Origin of the sequence: Beggiatoa alba B18LD, from assembly GCF_000245015.1 — a bacterium.
GTDB classification, from domain to species: Bacteria; Pseudomonadota; Gammaproteobacteria; order Beggiatoales; family Beggiatoaceae; genus Beggiatoa; species Beggiatoa alba.
Genome location: NZ_JH600070.1, coordinates 2,514,878 through 2,535,870, shown reverse-complemented (window position 1 = coordinate 2,535,870; position 20,993 = coordinate 2,514,878). Strand labels below are relative to the sequence as shown.

At 40.7% G+C, this 20,993-nt stretch carries 16 protein-coding genes; 6 read left to right on the top strand and 10 right to left on the bottom strand.

Features of this window, described 5'->3' with window-relative positions:
• Window positions 1-47 precede the first annotated feature (47 nt).
• Window positions 48-1,370: a TolC family outer membrane protein gene (locus BEGALDRAFT_RS10405; protein WP_002689817.1), complete on the bottom strand. Its 1,323-nt coding sequence runs from the start codon at window positions 1,368-1,370 to the stop codon at window positions 48-50.
• 303 nt (window positions 1,371-1,673) lie between these two features.
• Here BEGALDRAFT_RS10405 and BEGALDRAFT_RS10400 point away from each other — a divergent pair, with 303 nt between their 5' ends.
• Together BEGALDRAFT_RS10400 and gatB are read left to right on the top strand one after the other, a co-directional pair.
• A complete protein-coding gene (locus tag BEGALDRAFT_RS10400) occupies window positions 1,674-2,543 on the top strand; it encodes an Rpn family recombination-promoting nuclease/putative transposase (protein ID WP_002689816.1) in 870 nt (289 codons plus the stop codon).
• A gap of 131 nt (window positions 2,544-2,674) precedes the next feature.
• Window positions 2,675-4,114: an Asp-tRNA(Asn)/Glu-tRNA(Gln) amidotransferase subunit GatB gene (gene gatB, locus BEGALDRAFT_RS10395; protein ID WP_002689815.1), complete on the top strand. Its 1,440-nt coding sequence runs from the start codon at window positions 2,675-2,677 to the stop codon at window positions 4,112-4,114.
• A 226-nt stretch (window positions 4,115-4,340) separates the two neighbouring features.
• On the opposite strand, the gene BEGALDRAFT_RS10390 is transcribed toward gatB, so the two are convergent.
• The 6 genes from BEGALDRAFT_RS10390 to groES form a co-directional block, all read right to left on the bottom strand.
• Entirely contained in the window at window positions 4,341-6,572 is a 2,232-nt protein-coding gene (locus tag BEGALDRAFT_RS10390; RefSeq protein WP_002689813.1) for a YgiQ family radical SAM protein, read from the bottom strand.
• Window positions 6,573-6,702: 130 nt separating this feature from the next.
• Entirely contained in the window at window positions 6,703-7,239 is a 537-nt protein-coding gene (locus BEGALDRAFT_RS10385) for a DUF2442 domain-containing protein (RefSeq protein WP_002686222.1), read from the bottom strand.
• A 133-nt stretch (window positions 7,240-7,372) separates the two neighbouring features.
• Entirely contained in the window at window positions 7,373-8,044 is a 672-nt protein-coding gene (locus tag BEGALDRAFT_RS10380) for an NYN domain-containing protein (RefSeq protein WP_002686221.1), read from the bottom strand.
• Window positions 8,045-8,453: 409 nt separating this feature from the next.
• Window positions 8,454-9,275 (bottom strand): DUF4145 domain-containing protein, encoded by an 822-nt coding sequence (locus BEGALDRAFT_RS10375; protein WP_002686220.1) that lies wholly within the window; start codon window positions 9,273-9,275, stop codon window positions 8,454-8,456.
• An 80-nt stretch (window positions 9,276-9,355) separates the two neighbouring features.
• The gene (gene groL / locus BEGALDRAFT_RS10370; protein ID WP_002686219.1) at window positions 9,356-10,987 is read right to left on the bottom strand and encodes a chaperonin GroEL; all 1,632 of its coding nucleotides are present in this window, start codon (window positions 10,985-10,987) and stop codon (window positions 9,356-9,358) included.
• Between the two features lie 52 nt (window positions 10,988-11,039).
• Complete coding sequence (gene groES / locus BEGALDRAFT_RS10365) at window positions 11,040-11,351, bottom strand: co-chaperone GroES (protein ID WP_002686218.1); 312 nt, start codon at window positions 11,349-11,351, stop codon at window positions 11,040-11,042.
• Window positions 11,352-11,753: 402 nt separating this feature from the next.
• Between groES and BEGALDRAFT_RS10360 the strand changes: the two genes are divergently transcribed.
• Entirely contained in the window at window positions 11,754-12,290 is a 537-nt protein-coding gene (locus BEGALDRAFT_RS10360; RefSeq protein ID WP_002686217.1) for an OmpA family protein, read from the top strand.
• Window positions 12,287-13,084, top strand: coding sequence for a zinc ABC transporter permease subunit ZnuB (znuB, locus tag BEGALDRAFT_RS10355; RefSeq protein ID WP_002686216.1), 798 nt, complete (start codon window positions 12,287-12,289; stop codon window positions 13,082-13,084). The genes BEGALDRAFT_RS10360 and znuB overlap by 4 nt, the downstream gene beginning before the upstream one ends.
• A gap of 114 nt (window positions 13,085-13,198) precedes the next feature.
• On the opposite strand, the gene BEGALDRAFT_RS18255 is transcribed toward znuB, so the two are convergent.
• The 3 genes from BEGALDRAFT_RS18255 to BEGALDRAFT_RS18250 form a co-directional block, all read right to left on the bottom strand.
• The gene (locus tag BEGALDRAFT_RS18255) at window positions 13,199-15,211 is read right to left on the bottom strand and encodes a tetratricopeptide repeat protein (protein WP_002686215.1); all 2,013 of its coding nucleotides are present in this window, start codon (window positions 15,209-15,211) and stop codon (window positions 13,199-13,201) included.
• 14 nt (window positions 15,212-15,225) lie between these two features.
• On the bottom strand, window positions 15,226-15,633 hold the full coding sequence (locus BEGALDRAFT_RS10345) for a hypothetical protein (RefSeq protein ID WP_002686214.1): 408 nt from the start codon (window positions 15,631-15,633) through the stop codon (window positions 15,226-15,228).
• 125 nt (window positions 15,634-15,758) lie between these two features.
• Window positions 15,759-18,077 carry a DNA translocase FtsK gene (locus tag BEGALDRAFT_RS18250; protein WP_002686213.1) on the bottom strand — a complete coding sequence of 773 codons (2,319 nt, stop codon included), beginning with the start codon at window positions 18,075-18,077 and terminating at the stop codon, window positions 15,759-15,761.
• A 249-nt stretch (window positions 18,078-18,326) separates the two neighbouring features.
• Between BEGALDRAFT_RS18250 and trxB the strand changes: the two genes are divergently transcribed.
• Together trxB and BEGALDRAFT_RS10330 are read left to right on the top strand one after the other, a co-directional pair.
• The gene (trxB, locus tag BEGALDRAFT_RS10335) at window positions 18,327-19,289 is read left to right on the top strand and encodes a thioredoxin-disulfide reductase (protein WP_002686212.1); all 963 of its coding nucleotides are present in this window, start codon (window positions 18,327-18,329) and stop codon (window positions 19,287-19,289) included.
• A 91-nt stretch (window positions 19,290-19,380) separates the two neighbouring features.
• Window positions 19,381-20,580: a type II secretion system F family protein gene (locus BEGALDRAFT_RS10330; RefSeq protein ID WP_002686211.1), complete on the top strand. Its 1,200-nt coding sequence runs from the start codon at window positions 19,381-19,383 to the stop codon at window positions 20,578-20,580.
• Window positions 20,581-20,993: the final 413 nt, after the last annotated feature.

Sequence of the window (20,993 nt, the reverse complement as noted above, 5' to 3'; positions counted from 1 at the left end):
CGCACGATTCGCCCTTACCATAAACCACTTATTATATAACGCTTCGATTAATCTTTCCGTATGCTTGCTTCAGTGGGGCGGGGAATATTGAGCGTATGCAACAATTGCCCCTCACTTTCTAATACATTGAAAAAGCTTAATAACTCAGCGTACTGCCCTGCAACTAATGCCGAGCGTGCACTAAATAATTCATTTTCTGAATCTAATACATCTAATAAACTCCGCTGTCCTAATTTAAATTGTTCCCGATAAGAGGATAAAACTGATTCAGTAGCAGTAACATGCTGTTGTAAATGCTGTAAACGCTCTTGCATGGTTATCATACCATTCCACGCTAAACGGGCATTCTCCTCAACAATGCGTTGATTTTTACGCAATGTTTCCTTAGCAATATCCAAACGTTTTGCAGTTTCTGCCCGTTTTGCACTATCTGCCCCGCCGTTATACAAGTTATAACGCATTTTCAACATAGCACTTAAATCATCATTATTTCCTTCCACCCCATCCAAATTCTTATTTTTACTCGCACCTAATTCCAAATAAACCTGAGGCATATAATTCGCGCCCGACTGTTGATAAGCAGACTCAGCGGCGGTAATTTCTGCCTGTGCAGATTGAAGTGCAGGATGATTTTGCGTAGCAGCGTCCAATAACGCTTCTAAACTACTCGGGATTGCTTGACGAACTAACTCAACATTAACCGTTTCTAACTGCTTAGGCATCTCACCTGTAACCCGCTGATAATTCGCTTCTGCATCGCGTAAATTACCTTGCGCATTGACTAAGTTAGAACTAGCCAAAGCAAGACGGCTTTCTGTTTGCTGTAAATCAGCCCGCCCACGCGCGCCACTTTCCACCACTTCGCGGACTTGCTCTAACGTCTTTTGATGCGTGACTAAATTATCTTTTGCCAACTCTAACAAAGCTTTGCGACGGAATACTTCTAAATAAACCTCACTGGTTCTTAATCCAATTAATTCCGCTGACTCAGCGACTTGATAAGCTGCCGATTCAACTTTAGCGCGTTGCGTTGCGACAGCATATTGCGTATTAAAGCCATCAAACAACCGCTGTGAAACCATCAGGCTCAACTCACGACGAGTTAAAGTTCTATCATCCCCTGTTTGAATTTGTGTTGTCGGATTATCACTATTTTCTTTTCCATAACCGCCAAGTAGTTCAACAGAAGGAAAATAATTTGCACGAGCTTGTGCTAAGGTTTGATCAACAGCAAGACGGGTATTTGTGCTAATTAAAACATCGGGATTACTCTCCAAAGTCCGTTTAATCACATCGGGCAAACTATCAGCTAGGACTATTTGAGAGAAAAAACAACCAATTGATAATAATACAACCTGAGTTTTGTTCATTGAACTGTCCCCAATATTTCACTATTTATAATAAACTTTTAAAAATCTAACCCTTTCTTTTTTTCATGATTTTAGCATTTATTTTTTATTTCTTCTGTGTCCCGCTACGACATGAGCAACACACGACTTGTTAAGTGTAAAAAATAACGTACTATTAAAAACTTATCCTTACTGCTGAACAAATTGCTTAAATTCGTCCAAACAATATTTTAACCGTTCAATACTCAATTAAGATATAACGATAAATTGTACAATATACTGTTTTTTTATTCATATATATAAAAGATATACTGGAAACACAACATGACCGACAAATCCCTAGGCACATTCATCAACCCCTTCACCGATTTTGGCTTTAAAAAAATCTTCGGTAGTGAAGAAAGTAAACCCCTACTCATCAGCTTCCTCAATGATTTACTCCCCATCAAACATAAAATTGTCAGCTTAGAGTTTAAAAATATCGAAAAACTCGGCATGTTAGAAGAAGACCGCCGTGCCATCTTTGATATTTATTGTCGGGATGAAAAAAATCAGGAATTCATTGTTGAATTACAACGTGCGAAACAAGAACACTTTCAAGACCGCGCTACCTATTACGCCAGTTTCTTAATTCAAGACCAAGCCAAAAAAGGCAAATGGGATTTTGAATTAACCCCGATTTATTTCATTGGCATTTTAGACTTCTCTTTAGCCAGTTTTCCTGATGACCATTACTTACATTTTGGACAACTTACCGATATTTACAGTAAAGAAGTCACGTTTAAGAAATTGAACTTCATTTACATAGAAATGGCGAAATTCAAAAAGCAAGAATCTGAATTAGCGAACCATTTGGAATGGTGGTTATATTTTCTGCGTGAATTAGTGACATTTGACGATATGCCGAGAGAATTTCAAGGCGATATTATCGAAGACGCTTTTGCCTTAGCGAAATTAGCGAATATGAGTTATGAAGACCGACATGCGTATGAATTAAGTTTGAAATACTACCGCGATTTCATCAATGTGCTTGATACGGCGAAACAGGAAGGGATTGAAATAGGCATTGAAATGGGGATTGAACAAGAGAAAATAAAAGTTGCAATCGCATTGAAAAAAAACGATGTCCCTCTTGAGCTTATTATGGTTGCGACGGGATTAACACGCGAAGAAATTGAACAGTTGTCGTTTTAAAATTATTTTTCGTTTTATATGTGCTTGCCCTGCTTTAAGCGCGGTCAACTTGCGACAAACTAGTAAGCATGTTTCAATGACACAATGACAAAAAAGCACTTTAAAAATATTCGTTAAATGAGGAATGATTCATGACGTGGGAAGTTGTTATCGGCTTAGAAATTCATGCCCAACTCGCTACAAAAAGTAAAATCTTCTCAGGCGCGTCCACTGCTTATGGGGCAGAACCCAATACCCAAGCTTGCGCGGTTGATTTAGGTTTACCTGGTGTTTTACCCGTCCTTAATGAAGAAGCCGTTAAAATGGCGATTAAATTCGGTCTTGCCGTCAATGCTCAAATTGCTGACCGTTCAGTCTTTGCCCGCAAAAACTACTTTTACCCCGACCTGCCCAAAGGCTATCAAATCAGCCAATATGAACTTCCCGTTGTTAAAGAAGGGCATATCGAGATTAAAACCGAAGATGGCATCGAAAAAACGATTCGTATCACCCGTGCCCATTTAGAAGAAGATGCAGGTAAATCTCTACATGAAGATTTTCACGGCTTAACAGGGATAGACCTTAATCGTGCGGGCACACCACTGATTGAAATTGTCTCCGAGCCAGATATGCGCTCCGCCAAAGAAGCCGTTGCGTATATGAAAAAAATTCATTCTATTGTCAGATATTTAGATATCTGCGATGGCAATATGCAGGAAGGCTCTTTCCGCTGTGATGCAAATGTTTCCATACGCCAAAAAGGCGCGGAAAAATATGGCACACGGACAGAGTTAAAAAATTTAAACTCTTTCCGCTTTATTGAAAAAGCCATTAATTATGAAGTTGAACGGCAAATCGACCTAATTGAAGGGGGTGGGCAAGTCGTTCAAGAAACTCGCTTGTATGACCCTGATAAAAATGAAACGCGCTCTATGCGTTCCAAAGAAGAAGCCAATGACTACCGTTATTTCCCTGACCCCGATTTATTACCCGTTGTCGTTGATAAAGCGTTCTTAGAAGATTTAAAAGCGACCCTACCTGAATTGCCTGAAGAGAAAAAACAACGCTTTATTATCCAATACAGCCTACCTGCTTACGATGCTGATATATTGACCAGTAGTCGAGATTTAGCCGATTATTTTGAAGAAACTGTCCAAGCCTCTAATGCTGATGCCAAAATGTGCGCAAATTGGATTATGGGTGAACTTTCTGCGGTATTGAATAAAAATAATTTGGAAATTACACAATCGCCTGTTTCTCCTGCTCATTTAGCGGTTTTACTTAATCGCATCACGGACAACACGATTTCAGGCAAGATTGCGAAACAAGTCTTCGAAGCGATGTGGGCGGGTGATTGTGGCGGGGATGCGGATAAAATCATTGAAACACAAGGCTTAAAACAAGTTACGGATAGTGGTGCAATTGAACCGATTATCGATGCAGTGATTGTTGCCAACCCGAAAGAACTTGCTGATTATCGTGCAGGTAAAGAAAAGCTGTTCGCGTTTTTCGTTGGACAAGTGATGAAAGCCTCAAAAGGTAAGGCAAACCCTGCACAGGTAAATGAGTTATTGAAGAAAAAATTAAGTTAATATCAGTCCTATAAATTTTATGGGATAAAACAAAAACCTGCTAGGTTTTGAAAATCTAGCAGGTCTTTTTTGCCTGAATCAGAATTTTCAGAATTAACAGGATTTAAAACCTTAAACCAAGAAATTAAGGTGAATCACGCTTTTCAATCCTGCTAATCCTGTGCATCCTGACTCAGACAACCTGTTGTTTTCTTCTTTAAAAGAATCTCGCCGAACTCAGGTTACATTACTTCTTTTTAAATCCTTTCAAGTTACCTGCTTGAACCTTTTTCGTAAAAGTCTGTCCCTTTGAGTTGCTCGGCAATAATGGCGAACTGCTGTTTTTCTTTGCCAATTGCGGGCGTTGTGTTGCACGAACTTGTTGCGTTGTAAATGCGTGGATAGGTTTACGCTTACCTTCGCTCAATTCTCCCGTTCCAACAGGCTGATAACTGGGGATTAAATGATGTTTCCCATTACCAATTAAATCCGCCCGCCCCATACGGCGCAAGGCATCACGCAATAAAATCCAATTATTCGGGTCGTGATAGCGTAAAAACGCTTTATGTAAACGACGGGCTTTAATGCCTTTCGGGATTGTGATTGCTTCACTGTCCCGACGCACTGCTTTTAATGGATTTTTCCCCGAATGATACATAGCCGTTGCCATTGCCATTGGTGAGGGAAGAAATGCCTGCACTTGGTCAGCACGGAAACCATTACGCTTTAACCACAAGGCAAGGTTTAACATATCCTCATCACTTGTACCAGGATGAGCCGCGATAAAGTACGGAATTAAATACTGTTCTTTGCCTGCTTCTTTTGAATATTTATCAAACAAACGTTTAAATTTATCATACGTCCCAATACTCGGTTTCATCATCTGATTTAAGGGCGCAGATTCGGTATGCTCTGGCGCGATTTTTAAATAACCGCCAACATGATGCGTGACTAATTCTTTAATATAATCAGGTGATTCAACCGCCAAGTCATAACGCAACCCCGAAGAAATCACAATTTTTTTAATGCCTTTTAAACTGCGGGCACGGCGATACAGGCGAATTAAAGGCGCGTGGTCGGTATTTAAATTATTACAAATATCAGGATAAACACAGGATAAGCGACGACAGGCAGATTCAACCGTTTTACTTTTACAATGCAACCGATACATATTTGCCGTAGGGCCACCTAAATCAGAAATAACCCCCGTAAAGCCTGCAACGGTATCTCGAATCGTTTCAATCTCATGAATAATAGAATCTTCTGAACGATTTTGAATAATTCGCCCTTCATGTTCCGTGATTGAGCAGAATGTACAACCGCCAAAACAACCGCGTGTAATAATGATAGAAAACCGAATCATTTCATAAGCAGGAATATTCGCGCCCTGATAACTAGGATGTGGCAAGCGGGTATAAGGCAATTCAAACACATGATCCATTTCCGCTGTGGTCAGCGGTATCGGCGGTGGATTGACCCACACATCACGGTCGCCATGTGCTTGAATTAATACCCGCGCATTATGCGGATTAGACTCTAAATGTAATAAACGCGACGTATGCGCATAATAAACGGGGTCACCGCTAACTTTTGCAAAAGCAGGCAAGCGAATCGCCGTTTTTTGACGGTCAACTTTATGGCGTGCCAGCGGTTTAAATTGCAAAGGTATCACCGTATTATCTAGCGGTACGGCAGACGTTGGGGCGGGATTTACCTCATCATACGGATTTGGATGCGCTTCAACCCGTGACGCGCTAGGTGTATCAATATTCGTCGAATCGATAACCGTCCATCCTTCAGGCACTTGAGCACGCATGATAACCGTGCCCCGTAAATCAGTGATGTCACTGATAGATTTACCTGCCGCGAGTTGATGCGCTAATTCAATTAACGCCCGTTCTGCATTGCCATATAACAAAATATCCGCTTTTGAATCCACTAACACCGAACGGCGGACTTTATCCGACCAATAATCATAATGCGCAATCCGACGCAAACTTGCCTCAATCCCACCTAAGACAATCGGCACATCTTTAAACGCTTCTCGACAACGTTGGGCATAAACTAAAACTGCACGGTCAGGACGTTTTCCCGCTGCCCCATTCGGCGTATAAGCATCATCGCTACGAATGCGTTTATCAGAGGTGTAATGATTCACCATTGAATCCATATTGCCCGCAGTCACCCCAAAAAACAGCGTAGGCTTGCCTAATACTTCAAAGGCTTCCGCGCTTTGCCAATCAGGTTGCGCAATAATGCCAACACGAAAGCCTTGGTCTTCGAGCAACCGCCCAACAATCGCCATACCAAAACTGGGATGATCGACATAAGCATCCCCTGTCACAATAATAATATCGCAAGCATCCCATCCTAAGGCATCCATTTCAGCGCGAGACATGGGCAAAAACGGAGCTTTTCCAAAACGATGCGCCCAATATTTACGATAAGCCGTTAAAGGAGTAGGAATAGGCAAAGACATTATTTAAAACCTGAGTGAAATGCTAAGGAAAATGTTTAGTGTAGCAGATTTTTCGCAGGAGGAAAAAAGGGCGGTAGGATAACAGAGTTTGTTTGTGGGGGGAGATATGTTTGCCTAATAGTTTGATAACTCAAATTTTATTTAATAAATCAGTAGCACAGATACTCGACTGATTTGACGTATTAGCGGTTTGTATAATGCTATGCGCAATTTTTACGATAGTTTCCCATTTAGGAGAACCTGAAGGAGATAATGATTTATAAGCACTAGAACGGCTTTTAATTCCTGACTCTTTAATTAATGAAGACATTCCTATCTGGTCTGCATAACTTTTTAAAGCGGCTTGTAAAATACTGGGGTCATCTTCTATTAAAGAATCTTGAAAAGCGGCTGTAATAATCGCTAATGGGTCATGTGGATTAATATAAATTTTATTCGTAATATGAGAAATAGCTATTTCTTTTAAATGGTTAGGATTTACACAAGTATCATGACCCCAGCATAATGTGCCATTTGTCAAAGAAAAATTTAAAAACTGATTTACAAACGTATTAAAGGGATGACTAGAAAAAATATCTTTTAAATCGACAATTCCTTCAAAACCATCGCTAAACGCTAAGGCTAGTTTAAAATCTTCTATATAATCTACATCAATAATTTGGAGCATTTTATAAACCTCTATTTGCTCGTTACCAAGTGAAACTTGGTAACGAGCAAAATCCTTACTTTGTTATTTATTTTAAAACTCAAAATGACGGTGCGAAAAGATGCGCCTAATGCATCCAACACTGGCTAAATAATTACCAATAATCAGGTTTCTTGATAGGTTTTTTATTCGTTGGTATTGTGTTTGGTAAGTGACTGTCTGATAGTTCTTTATCTGTTATATAATTACGTGTCCATTTAACGTATTGACTGAACTGTTTGTTGCCTAGACGGGGGGAGTTATCACGCACGGGGATAATAACGCCTATTATTTTATGGGGGTAATCTTCTTGAATTGCGGCAAGGGCGGGAACTAGATCGGTATCATTTGATACGAATACGAGTTGTTCAACATCGCTTTTTGTAGCATCTCTGTAAGCAGCGATTGCTATATTTACATCCGTCTGTTTCTCTTCTAATTTCCAAGTTGTGACACGATGTGATTTATTTGGTGGTTTAATGTATTCTAACGGTGTTGCTTTTTCCAAAGAGTAATAACCATTAGTAATTTCAACTATATCAGGATAACATTTTTTTAAAGCGTTATGGTAAGTTGATTGTGATGTACATGCTTTATTACCATGAGAGGCAACACTCGCTTTAACAGGAGCAGTAAAAAATTTTATTTTCAATAATTGACTACTATTATCTTGAACCTTAACAATTTTATCAAAAAAAAGTATTTTTATATCTAACCATTTATCTAAACTATCTTTTAAACACCCATAGTAAAGATTGTATCCATCGATATAAATTATCGTTTTCAATTAGTTTTCTCGTAGGGTTGGCTATAAATGAAAAAACCGCAGATAATGAATTATCTGCGGTTTTTTCGCCCTAAATGCTAAAATTAACTTAATAACTAAAGATAAAGGGAGAGTTGTACTTTACATTGTACTGAGAAAATTTATTTTTGGCAACTTTTCTCTTTTATTGATTAATTTATTTTCTAGCATTTATTAGAAATAAGACTGTTTTTACAAGTTGTGCTTTGGTAATAGAGTGTTTAGATTGCATAGTTTAATTCCTTTGCTCGTTACCAAGTTTCACTGGGTAATAATGCCGACTCGCCAAGCTCTGCTTGGCTTGTACTTTAAGTATGTTTGTATTCGGCAAGCGGAGCTTGCAAGGCAGGCATTACCAAGCAGAGCTTGGTAATGAGCAAAACTTAATTATTCAAAACCCATCAAATTTAGTTTTTTTATAGCCTTTGTTTTTATTTATTTCTTTTGCTTGTTCTAAGAGTTTCTCATCATAATAGACTAACTCTAAAACTTTATTTAGTATTTCATAAGCTGCATTAACAGCTTTTTTTTCTTCTCTATCTTTTCCTAGAGTTTTAGCATGACTACCTTCATTGCCAATCCATTTAATAGCTAATAGATATTCTTTTATATTTAGATGTTTTCCCTCTTCTAATTTGTTTATTCGGTTATGTAATGACAAGTTTTTTTCTTTCGGAATCTTCAAAGCATCTAATAAAAACTCAACCACAATCTCAACCACAATTCTGAGTTTATTTACACAAGAATCCTCATGCGACCAATATAAAGAAAAAGACTCCTTCAATAATTCTTTAATAGCTTCAGGATATTTCTCATGAATTCGCATAAAGTTGATAGGCTTGTCGCACAGCAACGGAGGTGGGGGTGGGTATATATATTTAAACTCAATATATTTAACATCAATTGGTGGTGTCTCATCATCATAAATTTCTCCATGAATATCACCACAAAATGAAACAACCTCATTACAATAATCATAATTACATTTTAAAACGCCTCCGATACTAGCTTCATAATCATATATTTCTCCCCAATACCCCTCTCTATCTTGTTTTCTTTTACGATCTTGTTTCTTTTTACTATGTTCGTATTGTTCAATAACACATAATTTTGTATCAAAAATCAGTATTCCTTTATTACAATATGGACATATAAAATCAGTAAGTTCAGGTTTTTCCTCTCCGTACACTTCTATACCTAACTTAAAAGCCATTTATTATTACCTCTAGGATTTAAAAAAAGGAGCGATTTCTCGCCCCTTTACATTTCAATCTAACCCCAAAAACCTTGAGATTACATCATCCCATCCATTCCGCCGTGGGGCATAGGCATTGCGGATTCTTTCTTCGGTAACTCAGTAATCATCGCTTCTGTGGTAATCATCAGACCTGCGATAGATGCCGCGTGTTGTAAAGCGGAGCGGGTGACTTTGGTCGGGTCAAGAATACCCATTTCAATCATATCGCCGAATTCGTCGCTGGCTGCATTGTAACCGTAGGTTTTATCTTTGCTATCAGCAATTTTATTCAGCACAACAGCAGGTTCACCGCCAGCGTTGGCAACGATTTGGCGTAAAGGTTCTTCCATCGCACGGCGGGCAATGCTGATACCCATGTCTTGGTCGCTGTTTGAGCCTTTCAAGTCTTTGATGGCTTTGTAAGCGCGAATTAAAGCAACGCCACCACCGGGGACGACACCCTCTTCAACAGCAGCGCGGGTTGCGTGTAAGGCATCTTCAACGCGGGCTTTTTTCTCTTTCATTTCAATTTCGGTGGCAGCACCGACTTTAATCACAGCAACCCCACCCGCCAATTTAGCGACGCGCTCTTGTAATTTTTCGCGGTCGTAATCGGAAGATGTTTCAGCGATTTGTTGGCGAATTTGCTCAACACGGGCTTTGATTTCTTTGGCTTGACCAGCACCGTCGATAATGGTGGTGTTGTCTTTGGTGATTTGGATGCGTTTGGCTGTGCCTAAGTCGTTTAAGGTGGCTTTTTCTAAGCTTAAGCCAATTTCTTCGGCAATCACGGTGCCACCTGTGAGAATGGCGATGTCTTGTAACATGGCTTTGCGACGGTCGCCAAATCCAGGGGCTTTGACAGCAGCGACTTTGACAATACCGCGAATGGTGTTGACAACTAATGTGGCTAAGGCTTCGCCTTCTACGTCTTCAGCAACAATGAGTAAAGAACGACCTTGTTTGGCAACGCCTTCTAAAATGGGCAACATTTCACGAATGTTGGAGATTTTTTTGTCATGAATGAGAATTAAGGGGTTTTCTAGTTCAACACTCATGGATTGTTGGTTGTTGACGAAGTAAGGGGATAAATAACCACGGTCAAATTGCATCCCTTCGACAACGTCTAATTCGTTATCTAAGCCTGAACCTTCTTCGACGGTGATAACGCCATCTTTGCCGACTTTGTCCATGGCTTTGGCAATGATTTGTCCAACGGCTTCATCGGCGTTGGCGGAGATAGTGGCGACTTGGGCAATGGCTTTGTTGTCGGTGCAGGGTTTGGAGAGTTTTTTCAGTTCGTCAACGGCGGCAATCACGGCTTTGTCGATACCGCGTTTTAAATCCATCGGGTTCATGCCCGCTGTTACTGCTTTGATGCCTTCGATAAGAATGGCTTGGGCTAACACGGTGGCGGTGGTGGTGCCGTCGCCTGCGATGTCGGAAGTCTTGGAGGCGACTTCTTTGACCATTTGCGCACCCATGTTTTCAAATTTATCTTCTAACTCGACTTCTTTGGCAACGGAAACGCCGTCTTTGGTGATGGTGGGCGCGCCGAAAGATTTATCTAAAACGACGTTGCGTCCTTTAGGACCTAAGGTGACTTTAACGGCGTTAGCGAGGACGTTTACGCCTCTGAGCATGGATTGACGTGCGTCATCGGAAAAATAAACTTGTTTTGCTGCCATGATATTTCCTTAAAATACGGTATGTTGTGATGTATGAATGTTTGCGAATAGATTAAGCGGCTTTGGCGTGTTTCTTTTCTTCTAAAACTGCCATGATGTCGGATTCACGCATAATCACGACTTCTTCATCACCAATTTTGACTTCTGTGCCTGAGTATTTGCCAAACAGGACGATGTCGCCGACTTTGACATCTAACGGACGGACTTTGCCATCTTCTAAGATTTGACCGTTACCAACCGCCAAGACTTTGCCCCGAATGGGTTTTTCTGTCGCGCTGTCAGGGAGGACAATGCCACCTGCTGTTTTGCGTTCTTCTTCTACACGTTTGATAACGACGCGGTCTTGTAAGGGACGGATTTGCATAGTCAATATCTCCTCAATACGAATGACTGTTGTTAGTAATAAAGTAAAACGGATGTGGTGGTGTTTAACTTAGCACTCACCTATAACGAGTGCTAATAATAGGGGAGTTCATTCGAATTTCAAGGGAAAAATTAGTTTTTTGTTTTTCTTTATATTTGACGTTTGCGTCAAGAGTTAGAAAGAAATCAGCCTTTTATTTGTATTATTTTGCTATCAGTTTTATATTGGCGAATTGAAACAATTTGTTAGCAGATTTCTTTCTGTAAAAATCGTTTAATTGTTGGGATTAGCTCTCTTTTTATGGTGAGGTTTTTGCGTAAACTCACGCTGAATTAATGGTAATTCATGGTTTTATAAACCTTAAATGCAGTATGACTTCATGACCGATTCAAGGGATGTATCATGAAAAACGATAGACCATATTTTATTCAAGACCGATATCATCGTTTATTTGGGTTGTTGATAATTTGTGCAATAGTACAAGGTTGTAGCCAACTTCATGGCTGGTTTCAATCCAATTTTGAAGCCTTAAATCCACGCAAAACGGATAAAGGATTATTATTAGTTCTCGAATCGGTTTACTTTATGGCAGATGGAACGGCTTTAACGCCTGAAGCCAGTCGTGTGTTAGATGCATTAGCCGACACGATTAAAAACTCACCTGATAGCAATATCGCCATTGATGGTTATACCGATAGTAGTGGCAATGCAACCTATAATTTGTGGCTATCCAAACAGCGAGCAGAGCAGGTGAAACAAGCCCTTGTTCAACGTGGAATTGAAGCAACACGGATAACGACGGAAGGCTTTGGACAAGCAAGCCCAATTGCAAATAATGCAACGCCTGAAGGACGGCAGAAAAATCGGCGGGTGGAAATTATTATTTTAAATGTTATTGATATTCCAAGAAAAAAAAATGACATGGTTATTACAATATGATGATAGATGATTTTATTTGGCGGGCAGTTTTGGGCGGTATTGGCGTTGCTCTGATTGCGGGGCCATTAGGCTGTTTTGTGGTGTGGCGACGCATGGCGTATTTTGGCGATACCTTGTCACACTCGGCTTTATTAGGCATTGCGTTAGGTATCCTATTTAAAGTTAATTTAAATCTGGGTGTGATGCTGATTTGTTTATTAATTGCCTTATTACTTAGCCTATTGCAACAACAAAAACGCTTAACAACAGATACTTTACTCGGTATTTTATCGCACAGTATGCTATCGCTGGGTTTAGTGGTTGTCGCCTTTATGGATGGCATACGTATTGATTTATATAGTTATTTATTCGGTGATTTATTAGCTGTGACTCAATATGATTTATATTGGATTTATGGCGGTGGGAGCTTGGTTTTACTGGGTTTAGTATGGCTTTGGCAATCGTTATTATCTATCACGATTCATGAAGAGTTGGCAGAAGTCGAGGGCGTGCCTGTGGTGTGGGTGCGCTTGTTTTTGATGTTAATGATAGCGTTAGTGATTGCGGTTGCTATGAAAGTTGTCGGTATTTTATTAATTACTTCTTTATTAATTATTCCCCCTGCAACGGCTCGCTGGTTTGCTCGCACACCTGAGCAAATGGCAATTATTGCCAGTATATTGGGTTGTTTAGCGGTATTAGGCGGGGTTTTTATGTCCTTACACTGGGACACACCGACAGGGCCTTCTGTGGTCGTAACTGCGGCGGCAATGTTTATGTTGACGTTGGTGTTACCGAAGGGGCGGGTGGTTTAAAAAACTAAGAAGTCTGTTGAAAGAGTTAGCAATTCTTTTCGCGTGTTCCTTCAGACCTGCTAGGTTTTCAAAACCTAGCAGGTCTCTATTTTATAAAATCTTGCAGAACTCGAATTATTGACTACAAAATTTTTTTAAACCGCTTTGTATTTCCTCTTTTAACGTCTTGTTCTGAGCAATTTCTACTGCTTCTTGCCACGCAAGACAAGCCTCTTTAGATTCGGCTAAAAATCCTCTCATTGCGCCTAAAGCTTTAAGCCGTTTTGCTTGTATATTCCCAAAAATATTAAGATTAGCCGACACAAAAGGACGCAAAATATCTGTAGACTCTTGCCAAAAATCAGCTGCTTTTCTGAAATTAAAATCAGATTTATATAAGTCTGCAAGGTTATTGAGTATCATTGCGACATCAGGGCGATAGACGGCGGGTTGTTTGTCGGCTAAGTCACGTCTAATGTCTAATGCCTCTTGGTAATACTTTTCTGCCTCTGCACGACGGCTTGAGTCATCTACTACTAATGCAGCAAGGTTATTGAGCGTCGTAGCGACATAAGGGCGATAGACGGCGGGTTGTTTGTCGGCTAAGTCACGATAAATCTTTAATGCCTCTTGGTAATACTTTTCTGCCTCTGCACGACGGCTTGAGTCGCTTTGCAATAAGTTCGCAAGGTTATTGAGCGTCGTAGCGACATCAGGGCGATAGACGGCGGGTTGTTTGTCGGCTAAGTCACGATAAATCTTTAATGCCTCTTGGTAATACTTTTCTGCCTCTGCACGACGGCTTGAGTCATCTACTACTAAGTTTGCAAGGTTATTGAGCGTTCCTGCGACATAAGGGCGATAGACGGCGGGTTGTTTGTCGGCTAAATCACGTCTAATGTCTAATGCCTCTTGGTAATACTTTTCTGCCTCTGCACGACGGCTTGAGTCGCTTTGCAATAAGTTCGCAAGGTTATTGAGCGTCGTAGCGACATCAGGGCGATAGACGGCGGGTTGTTTGTCGGCTAAGTCACGATAAATCTTTAATGCCTCTTGGTAATACTTTTCTGCCTCTGCACGACGGCTTGAGTCGCTTTGCAATAAGTTCGCAAGGTTATTGAGCGTCGTAGCGACATAAGGGCGATAGACGGCGGGTTGTTTGTCGGCTAAGTCACGTCTAATATCTAATGCCTCTTGATAATACTTTTCTGCCTCTGCACGACGGCTTGAGTCATCTGCTACTAATGTCGCAAGGTTATTGAGTATCGTAGCGACATCAGGGCGATAGACGGCGGGTTGTTTGTCGGCTAAGTCACGTCTAATGTCTAATGCCTCTTGATAATATTTTTCTGCCTCTGCACGACGGCTTGAGTCATCTGCTACTAAAATCGCGAGGTCATTGAGTGTCTGACTCAAATCTTTTAAACGACTTTTATCTGTTTCTACTAAGGGACGTAACCAATTTAAAATAGTTTGATAGGTTAAAATTGCAGTATCACGGTCAGTATGATTTCTGGGGGATTTTTGCAGGGTAACAGCATAGGTAATGGCGTATTCAAAGTTTTCAGGACGTAAGTTGTAGGCTTTCTTTAAATGGGGATAGGCTTCGTCTGGGTTGAACTCAATCAGTGCTGTTCTTGCACGCGTGAAGTGTGCGGTGGCTTTTAAATCAATTTGCTTTTCTATAGATTCTAATTCGGTTAACAGTTTATCCAGAATTTGCTTCGCTTTTTCTAACTCAGCCGTTGATAATGCGGTTTGTGCTTCTGCTAATAATTGCGTTAATTGTTCATTGTCCTGCATCGCAACTTGTTCTTGCAGATTTTTGTAGGCTTTTTGCAATTCGTTATAATTCTTAACGACTTCCTCTGCTACTTTAGCTTTATCAACCAGTTCATTCTTTTCTTTTAAGTACGCAATCTGTTGTTCATATAATTCATGTAGTTTCTTTTCAAGCGTGGATTTTTCTTCTTGGGTTTTTTGGTGAACTGTAGGGTCAATACCACAAATAATCGTGACATTTACGTCTTTTTCAGCATCTTGGACAACTGAATTACAGTTGCCATGTACTGCTTGAGTTTGGTCATTGAAGGCATAAACGGGCGATAATATTGTCCAAATGGCTAAACATAATCCTGTATGACGCATGATAAATAAGCCTTTTATTTAGTTGGTGTGCAATTGGTAGTGCTTGTTGTCCCATTTCCACCTGCAACAACGGTATTACAATCCCCTGTAACAACTTGAGATTGATTAGGATTAGCATAAATAAGCATTATCAACGCTAACAGCAAAATAAGACTAATAAACCCAATTCCCCACCATTGCCACTGATTAACAATTATTTGAATTTTATTGTTATTTCCATTAATTTGATTATTGTTAATGTAACTACTTAAATCTGCTTCCGATGTTGCAACATCGCCACTCAATGCTTGAATTTGTGCCTCTAGCTCTTTAATTTCATGATCCAGCTTAAACTTTACTGATGGGTCTGTTTCTAATATCAATGCTTTTTGTAAATGGGCTTTTTTCTCTTGTGCTATTGCTAACGCGGTTTGTTGTACCATCACTTAACCCCTAAAAATTATAAAATTCTTTCGATTAAACAAGAATTTTCTACACATAGCAAGTCAAAAAAAAGGACTGGCAGTCTTTTAAAGACTGCCAGTCCTGAAGCTAAAAATTAGCTCTTTTAAGAAAGGTTCGTAATGTCTAAATCTAAATAACGCGGGCTTGCCTTTTGGCGTAGGTCGTCGGTAATCGCTTGAATTTCTTCTCTGCTGATAGTGCCCGCATGAACGCGCGTCGGTGTGCCTGTACCTGCGGTGTTGTAGAGCATATCCCCTTGACCTAGCAGGGATTCTGCACCCATTTGTCCGAGAATATTGCGGGATTCGCTTTTATTGCTGACTTGTAAGGCGATACGAGTCGGTAAGTTAGATTTAACCATCCCTGTAATCACGCTGACGCTGGGGTATTGGGTGGCAAGTATGAGGTGTATGCCTGCGGCGCGGGCTTTTTGTGCAAGACGGGTGAGGTGTTCTTCTATTGGTGTGCCTAAATCGGTGAGGATGAGTTCAGAGAGTTCGGCAACGACAAGCACGATGTAGGGGAGTGTGCCTTGACTGGCGGCTAAATTTTCTAAAAAGGCTTGGCTATCGGGGTTTAAAAGGGTTTCGTTGTAGCCTTCAATGTTGCGCACGCCCATGTCAGCCATGAGGCGATAACGCCGTTCCATTTCTTGTTCACACCATTTTAGGGCTTGTAAGGCACTGTCTTTGTGTTGAATTAAGGGTGTAAGTAAGTGGGGAATTGCGTCATATGGGCTGAGTTCTTTGGTTTGGCTGTTGATTAACATCAGTTGCAGGATTTTGGGGGTTGCTTTGTATAAAAGGCTTAGGATAAAGCTGTGTAATAGCATTTGTTTTTCAGCGGGGTAACTGCCTGCCATGAGGAGATGCGGAACACGGGTGAGGTCGATGATAAAAGCGTGTCCACGTACATCTTTGCCCAGTGCTAAGGTGAGCGGGGAGGGGTTATCTTGGTATTCGTTGGCGTTGAGAATATCTACTAAATAGACGGTTTCGCGTTCTGGGTTAGGAATTTCTACGCCAATCACGCCTGTTTGTGTTTCTATCATGCGCACTTTGTCGACGTTGAGTGCTTGGGCAAGTGTTACGCTGAGTTCTTCTAGTCGGGTGGCATTGACTTCGGAAAACATTTTGATTTCAAAGCCAAGGAGTACAGGGCCTGGATAGACTATGCGCACGTCGGCATCAACGCCTAGGTGTTGTAGGGTGGATACCATCCATTCTTTTAAGCTGTCTTCACTGCTTTTATCGATGAAGGGGGCGGGTTGAAGTAGCGCGGTGTCGGGCAGAATGCTGGCGCGGTTGTTTAAAATTTCTTCGGCAATATCAAGTGTAGGTTGATTTTGTACATGCTTGCTTGTATTTATAATTTTTGGTTCTGTGGCTGTATAAACAATCTCAGTCAGGATGGGGGCTGTTTCTAAAATTTCGGCGGTAATATTGGCTGTATTTGTTGTTGTCGTTGGTTTTTGTTCTGTTTCTTCGTCTTTCTCAAATGGTTTATCGAAAAAAACTGCGTCTTTTGCATCGTTGTTGTCAGTTTTTTTGTCTTTAGCTGGGGCGTTATTGACGCGCTCGTCTTCAATTTCTTCTTCGTATTCTTCATATTCTTCGTAGTAATCGCGTGACGCTCGGCGAGCTTGCCATTTTTCTATTAATGACCAGACAAAGGCGCGTGCAGTCACCCAGATACTGTGAAGGAATTTAAACAGGGTAATTAAAATTTTTTGGGTAATCAGGAAAAATTGATGTAGAAACACCCCTATCTTGGGAAAAACGCGGGTAACTATATATTGTTCAATAATGGGGAGGTATTGGAGGGTGTAGAATCCTAAGGTATCCATTAACTTAAGCCATGATAACCCTGTTAGGAGGGTAACGCCTGTAAAAAACAGGGCAATTAGTAGCAGTGTCGCGCCTAATTGGCTGAATATGCCTTGTAAAGTTTTGCCAATGGCAATGCCTAAAATCCCGCCCGCATGGCTGGGTAGTAACATGCCTTCAGCAGAAAAGTGGACAATGGCTAATCCACATCCCGCTGTTAGGGTGAGGATAAAGCCGATACCAGGGACTATCATGGTTTTTGGGTTGGCTAACATGTCGTGATGACGACCTTTGTAAATGATTAATCCCATGTGACCAATGATGATGGGGAAAAGGAAAGCGAAATAGCCAAAGAGGTAGAAAAATAAGTCCGCTAGCCATGCACCAACAACGCCCCCTTTATTATGGACTTCGATGACATCACTACTATGTGACCAGCCAGGGTCTAACGGTGAGTAGGTGCTTAGGGAGAAAAACAGGTATAACGCAATAAAGCAGAACAAAATTAACATGATTTCTCGTAAACCATGTTTGATGCGTCCTTGTTCGACACTGTTAGATGCGATGGGTTTTCGAGTACGGCGGGCTTGGCTCACGCTAAATCCTCAATCTATCTAGTGATTCTATTAGGCATGTCCAATCACTATCATGCCATTTTAGGAAAGTGGTTAGAATAAACAATATTAACAGGATTTTGCAGTTTTATTAAAGTTAGTACCTTATCCCTTTGAGTTACAGAAAAAATCCTTGAATTGGTTTCTTTAAGAAAAGACTTAACGTAACATGTCATCGTTGAGTTATATAGTCATTATGGATGAAATTATAACATTTATTGGGAGTGATAAATGAGCACCGTAAAACATAGTCGGTTACTTATTTTAGGTTCTGGACCAGCAGGTTATACAGCTGCAATTTATGCTGCTCGTGCAAATTTAAAGCCTGTTTTAATTACAGGGATGCAACAAGGTGGACAATTAACCACAACAACAGAAGTGGATAACTGGCCAGCCGATGTCGATGGTGTACAAGGGCCTGAATTAATGGAGCGTTTTCAAAAACACGCTCAACGCTTTGACACGGAAATTATTTTCGACCATATCAATAAGGTCAATTTACAAGTGCGTCCTTTCCAGTTGACGGGGGATAGTGGGCAATACACCTGCGATGCGTTAATCATTGCAACGGGTGCATCTGCGCAATATTTAGGTCTGCCTTCTGAAGAAGCGTTTATGGGTAAAGGGGTTTCTGGTTGCGCCACTTGTGACGGATTTTTTTACCGTAATCAAGCTGTTGCTGTTATCGGTGGCGGTAATACAGCCGTTGAAGAAGCCTTATATTTAGCGAATATTGCTTCTCATGTTACCGTTGTTCATCGCCGTGACACCTTCCGCTCTGAAAAAATTCTCATCGACCATTTAATGGAAAAAGTGGCAGAAGGGAAAATTACTTTAAAACTCAATAGTGTTTTAGATGAAGTTTTAGGCGATAAAACAGGCGTAACAGGGATGCGGATTAAAAATGTTGCCACCAATGCAACAGAAGATATTCCTGTGATGGGCGTATTTATTGCCATTGGACACAAACCCAATACCGACTTGTTTACAGGACAATTAGATATGTCTAACGGGTATTTAACCGTTAAAACAGGAACAAGTGGCAATGCAACGGCTACCAGTGTCGAAGGCGTTTTTGCAGCGGGCGATGTTGCCGACCATGTCTATCGTCAGGCAATTACCTCCGCAGGCACGGGATGTATGGCGGCGTTAGACGCTGACCGTTATTTAGAGCAATTAGCAAAAGCTAAATAAGTTTTTTTAATCCTGTCTGATTTTATCTTGTTGCTTGTGCATTCATTGAGATAATTTCAGATAGGTTTATTACTTCCTATTTTTAAAAAATATGCGTTACAAATACCAAGCATTAGACCAACAAGGGCAAGAAGTCAGCGGTATTTTAACAGCAGATTCCGAGCGTGAAGCCTCGCGCCAACTTCAAAAACGGGATTTAACCCCGCTTGTTTTAACCTCGCTTGAAGAAACTCAAAAAGCCCGCGCTAAGGCAGGCAAGCCGAAAAGACGAGATTATCTGGTTGTGTTACACGAATTAACAACCTTATTAGAGTCTGATGTTTCATTAATCGAATCGATTGAATCCCTCGCGCAGTCCTCACACCATTCCGCTATCACGCAAGCCTTTGCAGAAATTGCCAGCCAACTACGGCAAGGGGTTAATTTTTCAGTGGCTTTACAAAAAAGTGCGTTACAACTGCCTTGGTATTTACATCAATTGGTAGAAGCGGGGGAATTAACGGGAAAAGTCCCGCAAGCCTTACGTCATGCGGTAGAGCAGATGGAATATGAAACCCGTGTTGCGGGTGAGTTACGCAATGCCATGATATATCCATCTATTTTGATTATTTCAGGCGTTGGGGCAGTCTTAATGATTTTTACGGTTGTTGTGCCTCGTTTTGCCAATATTTTAAAAACCCGTGGCGACAATATTCCCTTTTTAGCAAAAGCTGTGTTAGAAATGGGTATGTTTTTAAATACGCATATGACAGTAATCACGATTACTTTAAGTGCATTAGGCTTATTACTCGGCTATTTATTCAGTCAAGCACGTTTCCGCCAACAGTTACAAGATGCCGTCGCACGGTTGCCATTAGTAGGTGTTTGGATGATGGAAGCCGAAACCGCCCGCTGGTCGACTATCATGGGCACGTTATTAGAAAACCGTGTGTCCTTAGTGCGGGCATTAGAGCTAGCAGGGCAAGGTGTGCGTTTACCCAGCCTACAAGCCCGTTTAGGACAGGTGAATAAAGCCGTTAAGACAGGGACAAGTTTATCGCAAGCATTACAAGATAATGATGCTTTAAGTCCAACAGGGCACAATCTAATACGAGCAGGTGAACGTTCTGGTCAATTGCCTAAGATGTTAAAATCACTGGGTAAACTATTAGAGGAAAGCGGTAGAACTCGAATGAAACGGATGTTAGCGATTATCGAACCTGTTTCAATTCTCGTGATTGGCGGCGTTATTGGTTTAATCATCACAGGGGTGATTTTAGCCATTACCAGCGTCAATGAAATTAAGTTGTAAGCGAGTTTAATATTAAAACAGAGACCTGCTAGGTTTTTAAACCCTAGCAGGTCTTTTTTTGTCTGAATCAGAATTCACAGAATTTTCAGAATTAAAAAGCTAGATAAACCTGAGTTCGGCGAGTTTCTTTTAAAAAGACAACAGCTTGTCTGAATCAGGATTCACAGGATTAAAAAGCATGATTCATCTTACTTTTTGGTTTAAGGGTTTTAAATTCCGCTAATTCTGTTAATTCTGAAAATCCTGATTCAGACAATGTTTTAATCTTGTCTGGTGAATCCTGATGAAAAACAATAGAATAGTCTCTACCAGTCCATCAAACCTTTTCGCGTGTTTCAACAGACCTGCTAGGTTTTAAAAACCTAGCAGGTTCTTTTTTGTCTGAATCAGAATTCACAGAATTCACAGAATTT